Source organism: Mesorhizobium sp. M3A.F.Ca.ET.080.04.2.1 (assembly GCF_003952525.1).
Lineage (GTDB): Bacteria > Pseudomonadota > Alphaproteobacteria > Rhizobiales > Rhizobiaceae > Mesorhizobium.
In genome coordinates this window covers 628309-644974 of record NZ_CP034451.1, presented here as the reverse complement: position 1 = coordinate 644974, position 16666 = coordinate 628309, and the positions used below count along the sequence as shown (strand labels likewise).

Annotated in this window: 14 protein-coding genes; all 14 read right to left on the bottom strand. The window is 63.9% G+C overall.

The window, feature by feature from the left end; all coding sequences use genetic code 11:
• Positions 1 to 63: 63 nt before the first annotated feature.
• Complete coding sequence (rimO, locus tag EJ074_RS03010; RefSeq protein ID WP_129552766.1) at positions 64 to 1377, bottom strand: 30S ribosomal protein S12 methylthiotransferase RimO; 1314 nt, start codon at positions 1375 to 1377, stop codon at positions 64 to 66.
• 122 nt (positions 1378 to 1499) lie between these two features.
• Positions 1500 to 2162 (bottom strand): TerC family protein, encoded by a 663-nt coding sequence (locus EJ074_RS03005; protein ID WP_095807499.1) that lies wholly within the window; start codon positions 2160 to 2162, stop codon positions 1500 to 1502.
• 272 nt (positions 2163 to 2434) lie between these two features.
• Positions 2435 to 2842, bottom strand: a complete 408-nt coding sequence (locus EJ074_RS03000) for a DUF930 domain-containing protein (RefSeq protein ID WP_165349833.1) — start codon at positions 2840 to 2842, stop codon at positions 2435 to 2437.
• A gap of 219 nt (positions 2843 to 3061) precedes the next feature.
• Positions 3062 to 3367: a hypothetical protein gene (locus EJ074_RS02995; RefSeq protein ID WP_135903946.1), complete on the bottom strand. Its 306-nt coding sequence runs from the start codon at positions 3365 to 3367 to the stop codon at positions 3062 to 3064.
• 152 nt (positions 3368 to 3519) lie between these two features.
• Positions 3520 to 4332 (bottom strand): NAD(P)-dependent oxidoreductase, encoded by an 813-nt coding sequence (locus EJ074_RS02990; protein ID WP_095807501.1) that lies wholly within the window; start codon positions 4330 to 4332, stop codon positions 3520 to 3522.
• Positions 4333 to 4335: 3 nt separating this feature from the next.
• The gene (locus tag EJ074_RS02985; RefSeq protein ID WP_095807373.1) at positions 4336 to 5538 is read right to left on the bottom strand and encodes a pyridoxal phosphate-dependent aminotransferase; all 1203 of its coding nucleotides are present in this window, start codon (positions 5536 to 5538) and stop codon (positions 4336 to 4338) included.
• On the bottom strand, positions 5538 to 7154 hold the full coding sequence (locus EJ074_RS02980; protein ID WP_095807374.1) for a hydantoinase B/oxoprolinase family protein: 1617 nt from the start codon (positions 7152 to 7154) through the stop codon (positions 5538 to 5540). Before EJ074_RS02980 ends, EJ074_RS02985 begins: the two co-directional genes overlap by 1 nt.
• A complete protein-coding gene (locus EJ074_RS02975) occupies positions 7151 to 9247 on the bottom strand; it encodes a hydantoinase/oxoprolinase family protein (RefSeq protein ID WP_095807375.1) in 2097 nt (698 codons plus the stop codon). Before EJ074_RS02975 ends, EJ074_RS02980 begins: the two co-directional genes overlap by 4 nt.
• A complete protein-coding gene (locus EJ074_RS02970) occupies positions 9244 to 10914 on the bottom strand; it encodes a thiamine pyrophosphate-binding protein (RefSeq protein ID WP_129552765.1) in 1671 nt (556 codons plus the stop codon). Before EJ074_RS02970 ends, EJ074_RS02975 begins: the two co-directional genes overlap by 4 nt.
• Before the next feature lie 119 nt (positions 10915 to 11033).
• A complete protein-coding gene (locus tag EJ074_RS02965; protein ID WP_129552764.1) occupies positions 11034 to 12437 on the bottom strand; it encodes an FAD-binding oxidoreductase in 1404 nt (467 codons plus the stop codon).
• A 52-nt stretch (positions 12438 to 12489) separates the two neighbouring features.
• Positions 12490 to 13245 carry an amino acid ABC transporter ATP-binding protein gene (locus EJ074_RS02960; RefSeq protein ID WP_095807378.1) on the bottom strand — a complete coding sequence of 252 codons (756 nt, stop codon included), beginning with the start codon at positions 13243 to 13245 and terminating at the stop codon, positions 12490 to 12492.
• A gap of 11 nt (positions 13246 to 13256) precedes the next feature.
• Positions 13257 to 14336 carry an amino acid ABC transporter permease gene (locus EJ074_RS02955; RefSeq protein WP_095807379.1) on the bottom strand — a complete coding sequence of 360 codons (1080 nt, stop codon included), beginning with the start codon at positions 14334 to 14336 and terminating at the stop codon, positions 13257 to 13259.
• Positions 14337 to 14340: 4 nt separating this feature from the next.
• Positions 14341 to 15504 carry an ABC transporter permease subunit gene (locus EJ074_RS02950; RefSeq protein ID WP_095807380.1) on the bottom strand — a complete coding sequence of 388 codons (1164 nt, stop codon included), beginning with the start codon at positions 15502 to 15504 and terminating at the stop codon, positions 14341 to 14343.
• A gap of 125 nt (positions 15505 to 15629) precedes the next feature.
• Entirely contained in the window at positions 15630 to 16664 is a 1035-nt protein-coding gene (locus EJ074_RS02945; protein ID WP_095807502.1) for an amino acid ABC transporter substrate-binding protein, read from the bottom strand.
• Between the last annotated feature and the right edge of the window lie 2 nt (positions 16665 to 16666).

The window sequence follows — 16666 nt, the reverse complement described above, 5'->3', positions numbered from 1 at the left end:
TAGCGTCCTCAAAACGAAAGGGCGCCCACGCGGCGCCCTTTTTCATTGGCAGGATCTTGGGCCTCAAACCGCCGAGCCGTAGAGATCGTAGGCGTCGGCGCGGTCCACTTTCACCGTGACGATGTCGCCGGCGCGCAACGGCCGCCGCGACTGGATGTGCACGGAGCCGTCGATCTCGGGCGCATCATATTTGGTGCGGCCCTTGGCCGATGTGCCATGCGCCTCATCGATCAGCACCGGCAGGCGCTTGCCGACCTTCTTGGCGAGCTGCGTTGCCGAGATCTTCTGCTGGCGCTGCATGAACCGGTGCCAGCGCGCCTCCTTGATCTCCTGCGGCACCTGCTCGAGGCCGAGGTCGTTGGAGCGCGCGCCCTTGACCGGCTCGTATTTGAAGCAGCCGGCGCGATCGATCTTCGCTTCGTCCAGCCAGTCGAGCAGCATCTGGAAGTCGTCCTCGGTCTCGCCGGGGAAACCGACGATGAAGGTGGAGCGGATAGCAAGGTCGGGGCAGATCTCGCGCCAGCCGCGGATGCGCTCCAGCGTCTTTTCGCCATGGGCAGGACGGCGCATGTTCTTAAGCACCTGCGGCGAGGCGTGCTGGAAGGGGATGTCGAGATAGGGAAGTATCTTGCCTTCCGCCATCAGCGGAATGACGTCTGCGACATGCGGGTAGGGATACACATAGTGCATGCGTATCCAGATGCCGAGCTTGCCGAGTTCTTCGGCGAGATCGAGGAATTTCGCCCGAACCTCTCGCTCGCCGAACAGGCTCGTCTGATACTTGATGTCGATGCCGTAGGCGCTGGTGTCCTGCGAGATGACGAGGATTTCCTTGACCCCGGCCTTGGCGAGCTTCTCCGCTTCGCGCAGCACGTCGGCGGCCGGTCGCGAGACGAGATCGCCGCGCAGCGCCGGGATGATGCAGAAGGTGCAGCGGTTGTTGCAGCCTTCCGAGATCTTCAGATACGCGTAGTGCCGCGGCGTGAGCTTCACGCCCTGTGGGGGCAGCAGATCAACATAAGGGTCGTGGCTGGGCGGAGCCGCCTCGTGCACGGCCGCCATCACGCTCTCATAGGCCTGGGGACCCGTGATCGCCAGTACATTGGGATGTCTCTCGCGGATCACCTCCGGCTCGGCGCCGAGACAACCGGTCACGATGACGCGGCCGTTTTCCGACAGCGCGGAACCGATGGCGTTGAGCGACTCGTCGCGCGCGGAATCGAGGAAACCGCAGGTGTTGACGACGACGAGGTCGGCGCCATCATGCTTGCGCGCGATTTCGTAGCCTTCGGCGCGCAGGCGCGTGATGATGCGCTCGGAATCGACGAGGGCCTTCGGGCATCCAAGGCTGACGAAACTGACGCGAGGGGCAGACATAATCTATTCCAGGCTTTTCGGGATCGGCGGCGCCATACCACACTAATTGCGGCATTGGTATGGTCCGGCCTTTGCTGCGGCAAAACGCAGTGCAAGAGCCGGCACATCGAGGTCCGGCGGCGTCAGCTCACCGCGTTGTTGACGTGGGGCCAGACTTCCATCGCACCCCTGTAGACCATGTCGAGCGCAACATAGAGGATGATCAGCAGGCCGATATAGGCGATCCAGCGGTACCGGTGCAGCAGCCTGGCGATGAAGCTGGCGGCCAGGCCCATCAAGGCGATCGACAGAACCAGACCGATGACCAGCACCGGAAAATGGTCGCGTGCCGCACCCGCGACCGCGAGCACATTGTCCAGCGACATCGACACGTCGGCGACGACGATCTGCAATGCCGCCTGGCCGAGCGTCTTGCGCGGCGCCTTTCCGGCCACAGCCTTGTCACCGCTGAAATCCGAATTGGAGAGCGCCTCCGTCGCCTCTTCTTCGTCGGCATGGGAGGTGCGAAGCTCGCGATACATCTTCCAGCAAACCCAAAGCAGCAGGATGCCGCCGGCCAGCAGCAGGCCGACAATAGCGAGCAGCTTGACGGTGACGGCCGCGAACGCGATGCGCAGGATGGTCGCTGCCACCACGCCGATGAGGATTGCCTTCTTGCGCTGTACGGCAGGCAGCCCGGCGGCCGCCAATCCGATGACGATTGCATTGTCGCCGGCAAGCACGAGATCGATGGCAATGACCTGAAGCAGGGCGGTCAGGCTTGCGGCGCTCAAAAACATGTCCATCGGCTGGATTGCCCTTTGCTGTTCGCCGAGCGTGATCGGCGAATGTCCGACGTCACAGCAGTTCAGCATTCGATAGAACGCAGACCCGCTCTAAGTCTTTGTTTTCACGCAATTCCGGGGCGGAAAACCGCTGCGTAATTTTCCTGAATTGCTCTACGTGTATGGTTTTCGTACGTCAAGAGAACCAGCAGGAACAAGCGCTTGCCGCTTGTCTTGTTCCACTGGAATTCAAATGCCGCCGCAGTCGTTAAGGTGCCGCCCGCGCCGCATTGTCAATCGTAGAGATTGTATTTCGCCCAGTCGGTTTCCGGGATCTCGTCGCCGATCTTGTAGCGGAGCTGCAGCACCTGCATGTGGTCGGGCGCGGTCTGGCACTTGAACTTCAAACGGTACCATTGCCCCTTGCTGCGAAAGGCAGCGCCCGGGCTTTTTATCGCATCGGGGCTCATTTGCGGCGTGGCGAAGGCATAAGCCACCACGCGGTCGGCCTTGTATTGGTGGTCGTCGTGGCTGATCCGGTCGAGCACTTCGGCATCGCAACGCTGCTCGAGACGCGTCTCCGGATCGAGTTTCAGCAAGCCGGCGCGCAACGCGTTGTCCATCGCCTTGGCCGGCCAGGCCAGTGCCAGCGGCGCCAGAACCATCAGGCAGAGCTTTTTCATGGTCGCGACAAGCAGCATAGTTTGTCCGAGAAATCAACCAAGGGCGACGCTCGTGCGGCGCTATCACTCGGTTCAAGCGTTCTCGGGTCAGCGGCGCCCTCCGCAGGCCGCGCCAGCTCGCTCGGCTGCCCGACATCTCGGTCAGCGTGAGCGAAAAACCAGGCTCCGCGGCTAAGGAGCAATTCCAGGAAAATGCGTAGCGGTATTCCGTCCGCACCACGCTTTAAGCGCGGCGGGTCATTCCAGAATGTTCTCTCCGGCATCCGGGTCAACTGCGCCGTCGCCGTCGCCAGCTGTATCCGACACCTGCTCGTCGCCTGAATCGGTGGGTGCAAGCACGGTAACGTCCATTCTCGCGATCCGTGATGCTGCTCGTCCTTGCGCACCGGGCTCGCTGTCGCCGGCCTCCAAGACAGAGGCTTTGGCGAGATGACCGACGCTTTCGGCGCTCTTGCCGGGAAATTCTGCTTCGGACGGCGCTTCAGGTCTGCTCGTGCGATGCACCATGCCCGTGTTGTGCTGGTTGCCAATGGGAGAGGTCATGGCTTTGCTCCAGTGGATGACGCAGGCCATTTACCACTGGAGGCTGGTGCCAGCCTTGTGACTGGGATTGAGCTCGGCTTCTGGATGCCAAGTGTTTCTGGCGCCTCCGGAGCCGCTTGCATCATCGATTGGGCGATGACCCGCTGTGGTGGTCATTCGCCTTTATCGTCGGGATGCCCGAGTTCGCAGAACCATCCACCAAGGTATTTCACGGACGGCTTGGTCGGATCGGGGATCGGCGTCTTGGCTTCGACGGCGGCGCGGTACGGCTCCGAACTGTCCTGCGGGACGAAACCGAGGTGGTCTGCGCCGCTGTTGTCGACCATCTTCAACTTGTTGTTGGAAATGCCGAAGGAGATCGTGTGGCCGACGCGTGGCGCCGTCAGCGATGCCTCGACCAGGCGCACGCAGTCGGCGAAGGAGAGGTAGGACCACAACATGCGGCGGTCGGCGGGTTCGGGGAAGGAGGAGAAGATGCGCAGGCACACCGTCTCGATGCCGAACTTGTCCCAGTAGAGCCGGCTGAGGCTTTCGACGAAATTCTTCGACACGCCATAGAGGCTGTCGGGGCGCACCGGCGCATCGACGCCGATATGGGTCTCGATCTCGTGATAGCCGATGGCATGCACCGAGGATGCATAGATGACGCGCTTGACGCCGTGTTTCCGCGCGCCTTCGTAGATGTGGTAGGAGCCGCGGATGCTGGAATCGAGGATGGTCTGCCACTCGCATTCGAGCGGCGCGCCGCCGAAATGCACGATGGCGTCGCAATCCTTGGTCGCCGCGATCGTCGCATCCATGTCGGCGAGATCGAAGACCGCTTCCTCCTCGTGGGGCGCGAGATCACCGAATGGTTCGCGCCCGGCCAGGCGGATGGTCTTTGCCAGCGGCACCAGCCCCTTCCTCAACTGAGAGCCGAGCCGTCCGGCGGCGCCGGTGATCAGGATACGTTCGTAATGCGGCATCATTTACTCCACTAGCGCGACGGCGGCTTTGATCCGCGAGATCGCCTCAGTCAACACTTCTTCGCTGGTCGCTGTCGAAATACGAAAATACGGCGACAATCCGTAGGCGACGCCGGGCACCGACGCCACTCGCCCTTCGTTCAGAAGATAATTTGCCACAGCCGCATCGTCTTCCAGCACCGCGCCCTTGGGCGTCTTGCGGCCGATCAGGCTGGCGCAGCCGATATAGGCGTAGAAGGCGCCTTCCGGCGGTGACAGCGTCAGTCCGTTAATCTTCCTGATACCGTCCACGACGAGGTCGCGGCGCGCCTCGAAGGCCTGCCGGAAGCGAGCCACCTCGTCCTGCGGCCCGTCGAGCGCCGCGACCGTCGCCGCCTGCGCGATCGAGCAAACGGAAGTGCAGGACTGGCTTTGGACCGTCGACATCGCCTTGACGAGCGGCGCCGGGCCAGCCGCGTAGCCGACGCGCCAGCCGGTCATCGCGTAAGACTTCGACACGCCGTTGACGATCAGTGTGCGCTCCTTGAGCTCGGGGCAAGCCTTCCCGAAGGAAACGAACTCGCGCCCGTCGAAGAGGATGTGCTCGTAGATCTCGTCGGCGAGGACGAGAACATGCGGGTGTTTCGCCAGCACTGTTCCCAGCGCTTCGAGTTCGGGTTGCGAATAGACCGCGCCGGACGGGTTGCCAGGCATGTTGAGGAAAAGCCACTTCGTCCTTGGCGTGATCGCCTGCTCCAGCAGGGCCGGCGTCAGCCGGAAGCCCGTTGTCTCCGGACACTCGACGACCGCCGGTCTGCCTCCGAGCAGCTTCACCATCTCGGGATAGGAGACGAAGTAAGGCGCCGGCAGGATTGCCTCGTCGCCGGTTTCCAGCGTCGCCATCAGCGCATTGAAGATGATCTGCTTGGCGCCGTTGGCCACCACGATGTCGTCGGCCTTGTAGTCCAGACCATTCTCGCGCCGGAACTTGCCGGCGATCGCCTCGCGCACCTCGGCCGTGCCCGCGGCGGCCGTGTAGAGCGTCTGCCCGGCCTTCGCAGCGAAATGCGCGGCGTCGATGATGTGGAGAGGCGTCGGGAAATCGGGCTCGCCCAGCCCGAGGTCGATCACGTCCACCCCCTTGGCGCGCAGCGCCTTAGCGGCCTGCGAGGCCGCCATCGAAGCCGATGGCTTCACCACCGACAGCCGCGAGGCAACATAGCTCATCAGTCTTTCTCCGTGATGTAACCCTTGGACCGGTCATTGGCTCGCGAGGTGGCGCTGCGCCTGGCTGGATCGCCATAGCCGCCACCGCCCGGGAGTTCGAGGATCAGCCTGCGCCCGGCCGGCACGTGCTGCCAGCCCTTCGGCCGCATCTTTGTCCCGTCATCGAGCTTGACCACGCCCGCGACACCAGGCTTGCCGCCATTGCGCCCGTGGGCCGGATGATTGACGCGGTCGAACATGGCCGAGAAGTCGAATTCATGGCCGTCGGTCGCGGCGATCTCGATGACCTGCCCAAGGCCGCCGCGGAATTCACCATCGCCGCCCGAGTTCGGACGCAGCTCCTTGCGCCAGATCACGATCGGGCCGGTATGTTCCGTCGCCTCGATCGGCATCGTATGGACCCCGGAAGGGAAAGCCGTCGCCGACAGCCCATCGAGCTCTGGACGGGCGCCCATGCCGCCGGAGTTGAACATCAGCACTTCGGCGCGCCGGCCGGATCCCCCGGCAACCGGACGTGCCGAGATATGGATGTTCCAAAGCGCGCCCGCACCTTCGGCGAGGATTTTTCCCGGCAGCGCCTTGGAGAAAGCGCCCAGGACCAGATCGGGCACCATGTGGCCGAAGATATGCCTGAGCGCCACCGGCGCCGGCCGCACGGCGTTCAGGATGTTGACCGGCGACGATACGGTGAAGAAGGCAAGCGAGGCGGCATTGTTGGGAATGTCGGGCGCCACCATGCATTTCAGCGCATAACATGCATAGGCCTTGCTGTAGATGATCGGGCAGTTGATGCCCCAGCGGCTCATCGGATCGGTGCCGGTGAAGTCGACCTCGACATGGTCGTCACGGACCGAGACCGTGGCTGCGAGCTTGACCGGCTCGTCATAGCCGTCGGTCACCAGCTCGTTCGACCAGCTTCCCTTGGGCAGCGCCTTAATGCGTTCGAGCATGGCGTCGCGCGTGCGCGAGAAGATGAAATCGCCGAGCCCGTCGAGCGAGGTCAGGCCGATCTCCTTCATCATGTCGACGAGCCGGCGATGGCCGACTTCGTTGCAGGCGGCAAGCGAATAGAAGTCGCCGACGACCTGGTTCGGCTCGCGGACATTGGCGCGCAGGATCCGGACAAGGTCGAGATTGACCTTGCCCTTTTCCGCGAACTTCATGATCGGGATCTGGATGCCTTCCTCATAGACCGACTTGCCGTCGGCGCCGAAGCCGCGTCCGCCGACATCGACGACATGCGCCGTGCAGGCGAAGAAGGCGACGAGCTCGCCGTTCAGGAACGACGGCGACACCATGGTGATATCGTGGAGATGGCCCGTGCCCAGCCAGGGGTCGTTGGTGACGTAGGTGTCGCCCTCGAACATGTTTTCGCGCGGGATCTCGTTCATGAAATGCAGCACGGCTTCGGCCATGGTGTTGACGTGACCGGGCGTGCCGGTAACCGCCTGCGCCAGCATCTGGCCGCGCGGGTCGAACACGCCGGCAGACAGGTCCCCGGATTCGCGCACCGAGGTCGAGAAGGCGGTGCGCAGCAGAGTGAGCGCCTGCTCCTCGACCACCGAGATCAACCGGTTCCACATGACCTGCATGCGGATTTCGCCAATATCGCTCATGCCTGGCTGCCTTTGCGGATCAGAAGGATTGCGCCGTCGCTCTGGATGACGGCGTCGAAGCTGGTTGTGACGACGGTCGATGTCTCACGCTCGACGATGACCGCCGGGCCCGCGACGCGATCGCCGGCGCAGAGCATCTCACGTTCGATGATTCCATAGTTCTGCGGCGACCCGGTTGCCGGATCGAAGACCGCGCGCATCGTTGTCGGCTGGCTGGCCTTGTTGCCGGTCGTGAGTTCGTGCCTCGCAACGGCGGGCCGAACGTCCGTCGCCTTGACCGACCAGGTGACGATTTCGATCTCCAGCCCGTCGAGCCCTTCGATGGCGCGGCCGAAGAAGCGCTGGTAGCTGGTCTCGAACAGTTCCTTGAGCTTTGCCGCGGCATCGTCGCCGAACGGCTCGTCCGCCAGCGGCACGGGAATTTCCCAGCCCTGGCCGGCGTAGCGCATGAACGCGGTAATCTCGCAGATGATCCTACCGCTGGCGCCTGTCCGCACGAAACCCTCAGCCGAGGCTTTGAGGTCGGCGAGCAGGGCATTGACCTCGGCCGGTTTGAACCGTGACAGGCGCGTCAGCTTCGACGCCAGCGCCTCGTAGCCGAACGGTGCCTTGAGGAAGCCGATCGCCGATCCGACACCGGCGCCTCTCGGCACGATGCACTGATCGATGCCGAGCTTTTCGCACAGCCTTGCCGCGTGCAGCGGCGCCGCGCCGCCAAAGGCGATCATCAGATTGTCGGAAATGTTCTTGCCGTTTTCGACCGCGTGGACGCGGGCGGCGTTGGCCATGTTCTCGTCCACCACCTCGCAGATGCCGAAGGCGGTCGACATCGCGTTGAGCGACAGGCGCTCGCCGACATCGCGCATGATCGCCTGCTCGGATGCCGCCGCATCGAGCTTGATCGCGCCGCCGGCGAAATTGTCGGGATCGAGCTTGCCGAGCACCAGGTCGGCGTCGGTGATCGCCGGGCGCTTGCCGCCGCGGCCGTAGCAGGCCGGTCCTGGTTCCGAGCCGGCGCTCTCTGGCCCGGTCTGGATGCGGCCCATGGCGTCGACCCAGGCAATGGAACCGCCGCCGGCGCCGATCTCGATCATCTCGATCACCGGAATGGAGATCGGCATGCCCGAGCCTTTCGAGAAGCGGTAGGTGCGCGCCACTTCGAATGTCCTCGCCGTGCGCGGCGCATAGTCCTCGATCAGGCAGATCTTGGCAGTGGTTCCGCCCATGTCGTAGGACACGACCTTCTCAAGACCAAAGCGCCTGGCGATGTCTGCGGCGAAGATCGCCCCGCCCGCCGGGCCGGATTCGACCAGCCGCACCGGGAATTCCGAAGCAGTCTCCACCGAGATCAGGCCGCCGCCGGAATGGATCATGAAGACCGGGCATTCGGCGCCCATGTCCTTCAGTCGTGTCTGCAGGCGGGCGAGGTAGTCGGCCATCTGCGGCCGCACATAGGCGTTGGCGCAGACTGTGTTGAAGCGCTCGAACTCGCGCATCTGCGGCGAGACTTCCGAGCTGATCGAGATCGGGATGCTGAGCTTCTTAGCGAGGATCTCGCGAGCCCGGCTCTCGTGAGCAGGGTTTGCATAGGCGTGGATGAAGCCGATCGCCACCGAGCCGAAACCGCCGGCCGCTATGCGCTCGGCGATATGCTCCAGGGCTGCTTCATCGAGGGGCTGCAACTCCTGGCCCTCGGCGCCGATCCGGCCCTTGACAGTGAAGCGGTCCTCGCGCGGGATCAGCGGCGTCGGCAGTTGCAGGTTGAGATCATACTGTTCGAAGCGGTTTTCCGTTCGCATCTCGATCACGTCGCGGAAGCCTTCCGTCGTGACCAGCGCGGTCTTGGCGCCGCGCCGCTCGATCAGCGCATTGGTGGCGAGCGTCGTGCCGTGGATGATAATGCCGATCTCGGCTGCCGAGATGCCGGCATCGCGAGTGACGATGGCGATACCATCGAGGATCGCCTGCTCCGGCGCCGAATAGTTGGTCAGCACTTTGGTCGAGAACAGTGTGCCCCTGACATCGAGGGCGATGTCGGTAAAGGTGCCGCCGATGTCCGCGCCGAGACGGATGTCGTCAGTTGTGGAGGTCATGCCTTGGCCTTCTGGGAAGCGAGCGCGGCGTCGCGCATCTGGGAGAGGGTCTGCCGGGGCGTGAGCGCTTCGGGCGAGATGGCGATGTCGAGCACCGCGCCTCTTTCGGACTTGAGCGCCCGCTCGAACGCCGCGGCGAAATCTTGCGTCGCCTCGACGCGCTCGGCGTGGAAGCCGTAAGCTTTGGCCAGCGTCACGAAATCCGGATTTTCGAGCGAGGTTCCGCAGACGCGGGCGGGATAGTTGCGCTCCTGATGCGCCCGGATCGTGCCGTAGATACCGTTGTTGATGATCAGCACGATCGGCTGCGAGCCAGCCTGCATGGCGGTGCCGAGTTCCTGGCAATTCATCTGGAAATCGCCGTCGCCGGCGAAGCAGACGACCGTGCGCTCAGGATGGGCCACCTTGGCGGCGATCGCCGCCGGCAGGCCGTAGCCCATCGCGGCGGACTGCGGTGCAAGCAGCCGCGCCTGCGGCCCGAACTTGAAGAACTTGTTCGGCCAGACGGTGAAGTTGCCGGCGCCGTTGGTGAGGATGACGTCGGCCGGCAAGGTCTCGCGCAGCCAGGCGCTGACCGCGACCATGTCGACCGGACCAGGTTGGACTGGCGCGGCGAACGTGCCTTCATAGGCCTTGCGTGCCCGCGCGCGCCAGTCGGCCCAGGTGCCCTTGACCGGGGACAGCGCATTGGCGAAGGCGTTCGGCCCGGCATGGATACCGATTGCGGGCACATAGATCTTGCCGATCTCGCGGTCCGAGCCGTGGACATGGATCAGCTTCTGACGCGGCACGGGCACTTCCAGCAGCGTGTAGCCGTCCGTCGTCATCTCGCCGAAACGGACATTGACGGCCAGGATCACATCGGCCTCGCGGACTAGGTTTCTTACATGCGGCGCCATGCCGACGCCGGCCTCGCCGACGAAGACCGGCGAGTTGTTGTCGAACTGGTCCTGGTAGCGGAAGGCGGCGACAACGGGAATATCGGAGGACTCGGCGAAGCTCTGGAGCGCCGCGCGCCCAGCCGCCGTCCAGTTGGCGCCTCCCATCAGCAGCACCGGCTTCTCGGCCGCTGCCAGCACCTGGAGCGCCGCGGCAATCGCATCCGGTGCCGGAGCGGCTTCGAAAATTGACGCCGGACCGCTGAGCGGCGCGGCGTCGGTCATCGTTGTAAGCATGTCTTCCGGCAGCGCGACCACGACGGGTCCGGGCCGTCCCGTCAAGGCGGTGGTCCAGGCCCGCGCCACGATCTCGGGAAGGCGCGCGACGTCATCGATCTCGACCGCCCATTTGGCGACGGTTCCGTACACTGCGCGGTAGTCGATCTCCTGAAAGGCTTCACGGCCTTTCATGTCGGTGCCGACCTGGCCGACGAACAGGATCATCGGCGAACTGTCCTGCATGGCCGTGTGCACGCCGATGCTAGCATTGGTCACGCCCGGACCGCGGGTGACGAAGCAGATGCCAGGCGAGCCGGTCAGCTTGCCATAGGCCGAAGCCATGAACGCTGCGCCGCCTTCGTTGCGGCAGAGCACGTAGTCCAGCTTTCCATGGGTGTCGTGCAGCGCGTCGAGTACGGCGAGATAGCTTTCGCCGGGAACGCCGAAGCTCTTGGTCGCGCCCAAGGCGATCAGGCACTCGACGAGAAGGTGACCGCCATTGCGGACCATGCTTCGACATCCTCTCAAGCTGGCGGCAGGCGGACCGAACCTGCCTGTCGGACTATACCTGCACTCTGTCGGATAGGGGCGAAATCAAGAAATGCGGTCCATTCGAAAGTTTTTCTTTCCTATGGATTTCGCACCAGGACACCGGGATTCATCGCGCCTTGCGGATCGAACGCATTCTTCAGCCGCGCCATGAGTTCCCGCTCCACCGAACCCCGGTTGCGGTCGGCCATAGCGATCTTGGCGCGTCCAAGCCCATGCTCTGCCGCGAAGCTGCCGCCCATTGCCGTGGCGAGCGATGCCAGCCCTTCGGCGAACGCTCCGGCCTTGCCCTCGAAATCGGAGCGACGCTCCGGAGGCGACAGGTTGTAGTGAATGTTGCCGTCGCCGAGATGCCCGAACGGATTGATCCGCACGCCGGGAAGAATGTCGTTGCATATCGTTGCGCCGGCTTCGATGAAACGGGCGATGGCGCCGGGCGGCACTGAGATGTCGTGCTTCAGCTGCTCGCCCTCCAGGCGCTGCCCTTCGGGCTGTTCCTCGCGCAGGCGCCAGAACTGCGCCCGCTGCGCGCCCGAGGTCGCCAGCGCGCCGTCGACGACCAGCCCTTGCTCCACGCCCCATTCCAGCGCTGAAGCCAGGATGTCGTCGAGGGGAACGCGCGTCGAGCCCGATGCCATTTCGACGAGCAGATAGACGTCGCCTCGCGACTCGAGCTGGTAGGCGAGGTCCGGCAGGTGCTTGAGCGCGAGCGTCAGCCCGACATCGGAAAAGAATTCGAGCCCGGCCAGAAACTCTTGCGCCTCGCCGCGCAGGCAGGTGCCGAACGAGACGGCGGCGGCAAAGTCGGACATGACCAGCAGCGCGCTCGCCTGCTGCCGGTGCGTGGGATAAAGCCGCAACACCGCACGCGTCACAATGCCCAGCGTGCCTTCCGCGCCGCAGAACAGCTTGCGCAACTGATAGCCGGCATTGTCCTTCTGCACCGCGCGCAGGCCGTCCCACACCGCGCCGTCCGGCGTCACGACTTCGAGGCCGAGCACCAGATCTTGCATCATCCCGTAGCGGAACGCTTGGCTGCCGCCGGCATTGGTGCCGATCAGGCCGCCGATCCTGGCGCTGCCTTCGGCGCCGAGATGCATCGAAAACATCAGGCCGTGCGGCTCCAGCGCCTCGTGCAGGGAGGAAAGCACGACGCCGGCTTCGACCGCGACCGAGCCGCTTTCCGGGTCCGGTTGGCCGATCGCCGTCATGCGGGACAGCGAGACGATCACCGCGTTCGGCTGATCGGCGACGGCGCCGCCGCACAGGCCCGTGTTCCCGCCTTGCGGCACGACGGCCAATCCTGCTTCCCGGCAAGCTTTGACGACCGCGGCGACCTGCGCAGTGTTGGCGGGCCGGGCAACGCCGAGGGGCGGGACGCCATAGCGGTTCAGCCAATCGCGTTGATATGGCTCGGCGTCGCTCCCCGAAAGCCAGCCTTTCGGTCCCAGAATCGCCTGCAATGCACCGACGGGATCTGTCATCGAAGTCCCTGAACTGTCCGACGTGCCGCGTATAGAGGGTAGGGGCGCCCGCTCAATGACCCAGAACCTGCGAGAGGAACTGTCGCGTGCGCTCGTTGCGGGACGCGGCGAAGAACTCCTCCGGCGGCGCCTCCTCGACGATCTCGCCGCCGTCCATGAAGATCACCCGATCGGCAGCCCGGCGCGCGAAGCCCATTTCATGCGTGACGCAGATCATCGTCATGCCCTCGGAGGCAAGCGTCACCATGACGTCGAGCACTTCGGCGATCATTTCCGGATCGAGCGCCGAAGTCGGTTCGTCGAACAGCATGATCTGCGGCTGCATGCAAAGGGCACGCGCAATCGCCACCCGCTGCTGCTGGCCGCCGGACAACTGTCCCGGAAACTTCATCGCCTGCTCGGGAATGCGGACCTTTTCCAGATAGCGCCGCGCGGTCGCCTCGGCTTCCGCGCGCGGCCGCTTGCGCACGATCATCGGTGCGATCATGCAGTTCTCCAGCACCGTCATATGCGGAAACAGGTTGAAGTGCTGGAACACCATGCCGACTTCGCGCCTGATCTCGTCGATGTTGCCGACGTCGTCGTTGAGTTCGGTGCCGAGCACGGTGATGCGGCCGCCATTGTGCTGTTCCAGCCGGTTGATGCAGCGGATCATGGTGGACTTGCCGGAGCCGGAAGGACCGCAGATGACGATCCTTTCTCCCCGCTCCACGCAAAGGTCTATCTTCCGCAGCGCATGGAACGACCCGTAATATTTGTCCAGGCCCTCGATGCGGACCGCGGGTCCGGACGATTGCGTGGCATTCATGTGCACCTCCCTTAGCGTTCGCCGACCGACATGCGGCGCTCCAGGAAGCCGCCGTAGCGGGACAGGCTGAAGACGAAGACGAAGTAGATGAAGGCGATGAAGGCATAGACCTCGACATAGGCGAAGCGCCATTCGCCGGTGCCGTAGGCGGCGTTGCCTGAGGCCAGGATCTCGAAGAAGCCGACGATGACCACCAGCGAGGTTTCCTTGAACGAGATGACGAACTGGTTGATCGTCGCCGGCAACGCGTTGCGCATGGCCTGCGGCAGCAGGATGCGGCCGATGCGCTGCCAGTAGCTCATGCCGAGAGCCATGGCGGCCTCTTCCTGTCCCGTCGGAACACCCTGCATTCCGCCCCTGACGATCTCAGCCTGATAGGCAGAAAAGAACAGGGCAGAACCAAGGATCACCCTGTACAGCTTGTCGCCCTGGAGCCATTGCGGCAGCGCGAACGGCAGAACGATGGCGAATGTGAACAGAATCGAGATCAGCGGCAGCGAGCGGACCGAATCGATGATGACGCCGGTGGTCCGCGATATCCACGGCAGTTCGGACCGGCGCAGCAAGGCCAGGCAGATCGCCAGCGGAAAGCCGATCAGGCAGGTGGTCACGAAAATGAAAAGAGTCAGCGCCAATCCGCCCCAGGCTTCCTCGCCGACATAGGCGAGACCAAGCACGCCGCCTTTCATCAGCACGTAATAGAGGGCAGTTCCGGCGCCCCATACGAGTGCGATGCGGCGGCCCGTCCAGAACGCGGGAATACAGCTCAGCACCGTCATGACCACCACCGTCACGCAGGCGAGCGCCGAGCGCCATTGCTCCTCGAAGGGGTAGAGCCCGAACAGGATGATGCGCCACCTCGCCGCGATGACCGACCAGCAGGCTCCTGCCGCGGCCTGGCAGGCCTCGGGCCCGCCGCTCGTCGTGAACACCGCCGAGAACACTGCCCAATTGAGCAGCTTCCAGGCCAGAGAGGCCATGATGGCAAGGGACACCAGCGACAACAGGGCCTGAAGCGGTGTTACAAAGAAGCGTCGCTTCAGATCCTCCAGCCGTCCTGGCGCGGGCGGAGCAACAAAGATCATCTCCATTGTCTCATCCCCTCAGTTGATTGCCCTTAAGGGCAATGGCCTTGTTGATGCGGTTGAATACAGCGGCCAGGCTCAGATTGATGGTAAGGAAGCCCGCCATCAGGATGCCGATCGCCTCAAGCGTCTGGCCGGAATGGTTGATCGTCAGCGCCACGATCATGAAGAAGTCGGTGAAACCGACGGCAATGCCCATCGTCGTTGCCTTTATCAACCAGACATACTGGTTGGCGAGGATCGGCAGCATGGCGCGCAGCGCCAGCGGCAGCCGCACCAGCGTGAAGATGCGCCAAGGGCTGAGCCCCAGCGAAAGTGCCGCTTCCACCTGGCCCTTGCTGACAGCCTTGAAGCCGCCGCGCACGATCTCGGCGATGTAGGAGCCGCCATAGATGGCGATAGCCACCGCCAGCGCGGAAAATTCCGGCGGAATGCGCAAGCCCCCTTTGATGTTGAGGCCCTGCAAGGCCGGGAAGTCGAGCAGCGGCAGGCCCGGAAGGCGGCCGCCCGCCAGGATGAGGACCGCGCAGGCCAGCGCCGCCGCCGCGCCGGCGAGTTGGATGCCGAGGCGCTCGCCGAGCGGTCGGTTGAGGCGCGACGTCCTGCCCAGCCAGACGGGAAGCGCGATTGCGCCGATGAATGCGATGGCCGCCGCCGCGAACGCAACGCCGCCGACATTGGGGATCGGTGCATAAAGGCCACGGCTGGTCAGCAACATGCCGAAGGCCTGATGCGCGGCGCGCGGCGTCGGCAGGTGCGTGATGACGGCGTACCAGAAGAACACCTGCAGGATCAGCGGGATGTTGCGGAAGATGTCGACATAGGTACGGCCGAGCAGCCGCGCCAATTCGTTGGAGGAGGTGCGCGCCAAACCGACGATCGTCCCGACGACTGTCGCCAGGATCAGCCCGACGCTGCCCAGGAAGAGCGTATTGATGATCCCGATCAGGAAATACCACCAGTAGGGATCATTGGCCGTGGCGGGCAGGAGGGAAAAGCTCACGTCCCAACCCGTCGACTTATACAAGAAGTCGAACCCGGAGGTGATCCCCTGCTGGGCAAGGTTGCGTCGGGCGATCATCGCGCAGGCCAGCACCAGCGCTCCAAGCGACCCGACATAGACAACCTGCAACAGCGCGTTGCGGGCCTTCTGATTTCTCAGCAGGCTGACCATTGACCGACTTTTCCTGAATTGCCGCCGTCTCCGCCCGGCGAAAGCAGGGCGGAGGCACATGCGTTAAATTCCTCCCAGCCGCATTTCAGCGGCGCCAAGTGATGCCATTCGGCATGTCTGGTGGATCAGTCGATCACCAGCGGGAACAGGACCCCGCCATTGTTCCAGAGGTTGGTCAGCTCGCGATCCATCTTGTAGGGCGAGTCCTTGCCCAGATCGCGATCGAAGATCTCGCCGTAATTGCCGACCTTCTTGATCACGTTGTAGGCCCAGTCGTCGGCGAGCCCGAGACCCTTGCCCAGGCCCGGTGTCGCGCCGAGGAACTTCGCCACCTGCGGTGAGGTCGGCTTGGCCTTGATCTCATCGACATTCTTGGACGTGATGCCTTCCTCCTCGGCGAAGAGCAGGGCAGTGAGCGTCCAATTGGCAACGTCGACCCAATTGTCGTCGCCTTGCCGCACGATCATCACCTCGGGCTCGACGGCGAGCACGTCGGGCAGGATCACGTGGTCGTCGACCTTGCCCTTGGCGACACGCGCGATTGCGAGAACCGGCCCCCATTGGGCGTACATATCGCAGCGGCCCGAGAAGTATGCCTGCTCAAGCTCCTCGGTCTTTTCGATGACGACCGGTTCCAGCTTGATTCCCACCTTCTGCGCATAGGCCGCAACCTGCTGCTCGATGGTCGTCCCGGCGGGAATGCAGATCGTGCCGCCATTGGCGTCCTTCAGCGACTTCAGATTGAGTTCCTTGTGCGCCATCACCTTGGTTGTGCCGAGATAATAGGACATCGAGAATTGCAGGCCGAGTTCGGTGTCGCGGCTGAGCGTGCCGCCCGAGGCCTTGATGATGATGTCGACGTCGCCCGACTGCAGCGACGGCCAGCGCTGGGCCCAGCTGATCGGAACGACTTTCAGCTTCGCCGGACCGCCGAGCACGGCCGTGGCCACCGCTTTGCAGAGATCGATGTCCATGCCCTTCCAGTTGCCCGTGTCGTCGACCTCGGCGAAGCCGAGATAGGAGCCGTCATGGCCGGTGCAGTTGAGCATTCCGCGCGCCTTCACGGTTTCCAGCGTCTTGCCGCCGGCCGCCTCGGCCGGCACCGCGAAATGAACCAGGCCAAGGGCCACGGCCGCGGCCCCCCATTGCATCATTTTCATGT

Coding starts and splice junctions, on each gene's coding strand:
- rimO (WP_129552766.1), bottom strand. CDS start 1,377: ATGTCTGCCCCTCGCGTCAGTTTCGTCAGCCTTGGATGCCCGAAGGCC.
- EJ074_RS03005 (WP_095807499.1), bottom strand. CDS start 2,162: ATGGACATGTTTTTGAGCGCCGCAAGCCTGACCGCCCTGCTTCAGGTC.
- EJ074_RS03000 (WP_165349833.1), bottom strand. CDS start 2,842: ATGCTGCTTGTCGCGACCATGAAAAAGCTCTGCCTGATGGTTCTGGCG.
- EJ074_RS02995 (WP_135903946.1), bottom strand. CDS start 3,367: ATGACCTCTCCCATTGGCAACCAGCACAACACGGGCATGGTGCATCGC.
- EJ074_RS02990 (WP_095807501.1), bottom strand. CDS start 4,332: ATGCCGCATTACGAACGTATCCTGATCACCGGCGCCGCCGGACGGCTC.
- EJ074_RS02985 (WP_095807373.1), bottom strand. CDS start 5,538: ATGAGCTATGTTGCCTCGCGGCTGTCGGTGGTGAAGCCATCGGCTTCG.
- EJ074_RS02980 (WP_095807374.1), bottom strand. CDS start 7,154: ATGAGCGATATTGGCGAAATCCGCATGCAGGTCATGTGGAACCGGTTG.
- EJ074_RS02975 (WP_095807375.1), bottom strand. CDS start 9,247: ATGACCTCCACAACTGACGACATCCGTCTCGGCGCGGACATCGGCGGC.
- EJ074_RS02970 (WP_129552765.1), bottom strand. CDS start 10,914: ATGGTCCGCAATGGCGGTCACCTTCTCGTCGAGTGCCTGATCGCCTTG.
- EJ074_RS02965 (WP_129552764.1), bottom strand. CDS start 12,437: ATGACAGATCCCGTCGGTGCATTGCAGGCGATTCTGGGACCGAAAGGC.
- EJ074_RS02960 (WP_095807378.1), bottom strand. CDS start 13,245: ATGAATGCCACGCAATCGTCCGGACCCGCGGTCCGCATCGAGGGCCTG.
- EJ074_RS02955 (WP_095807379.1), bottom strand. CDS start 14,336: ATGGAGATGATCTTTGTTGCTCCGCCCGCGCCAGGACGGCTGGAGGAT.
- EJ074_RS02950 (WP_095807380.1), bottom strand. CDS start 15,504: ATGGTCAGCCTGCTGAGAAATCAGAAGGCCCGCAACGCGCTGTTGCAG.
- EJ074_RS02945 (WP_095807502.1), bottom strand. CDS start 16,664: ATGAAAATGATGCAATGGGGGGCCGCGGCCGTGGCCCTTGGCCTGGTT.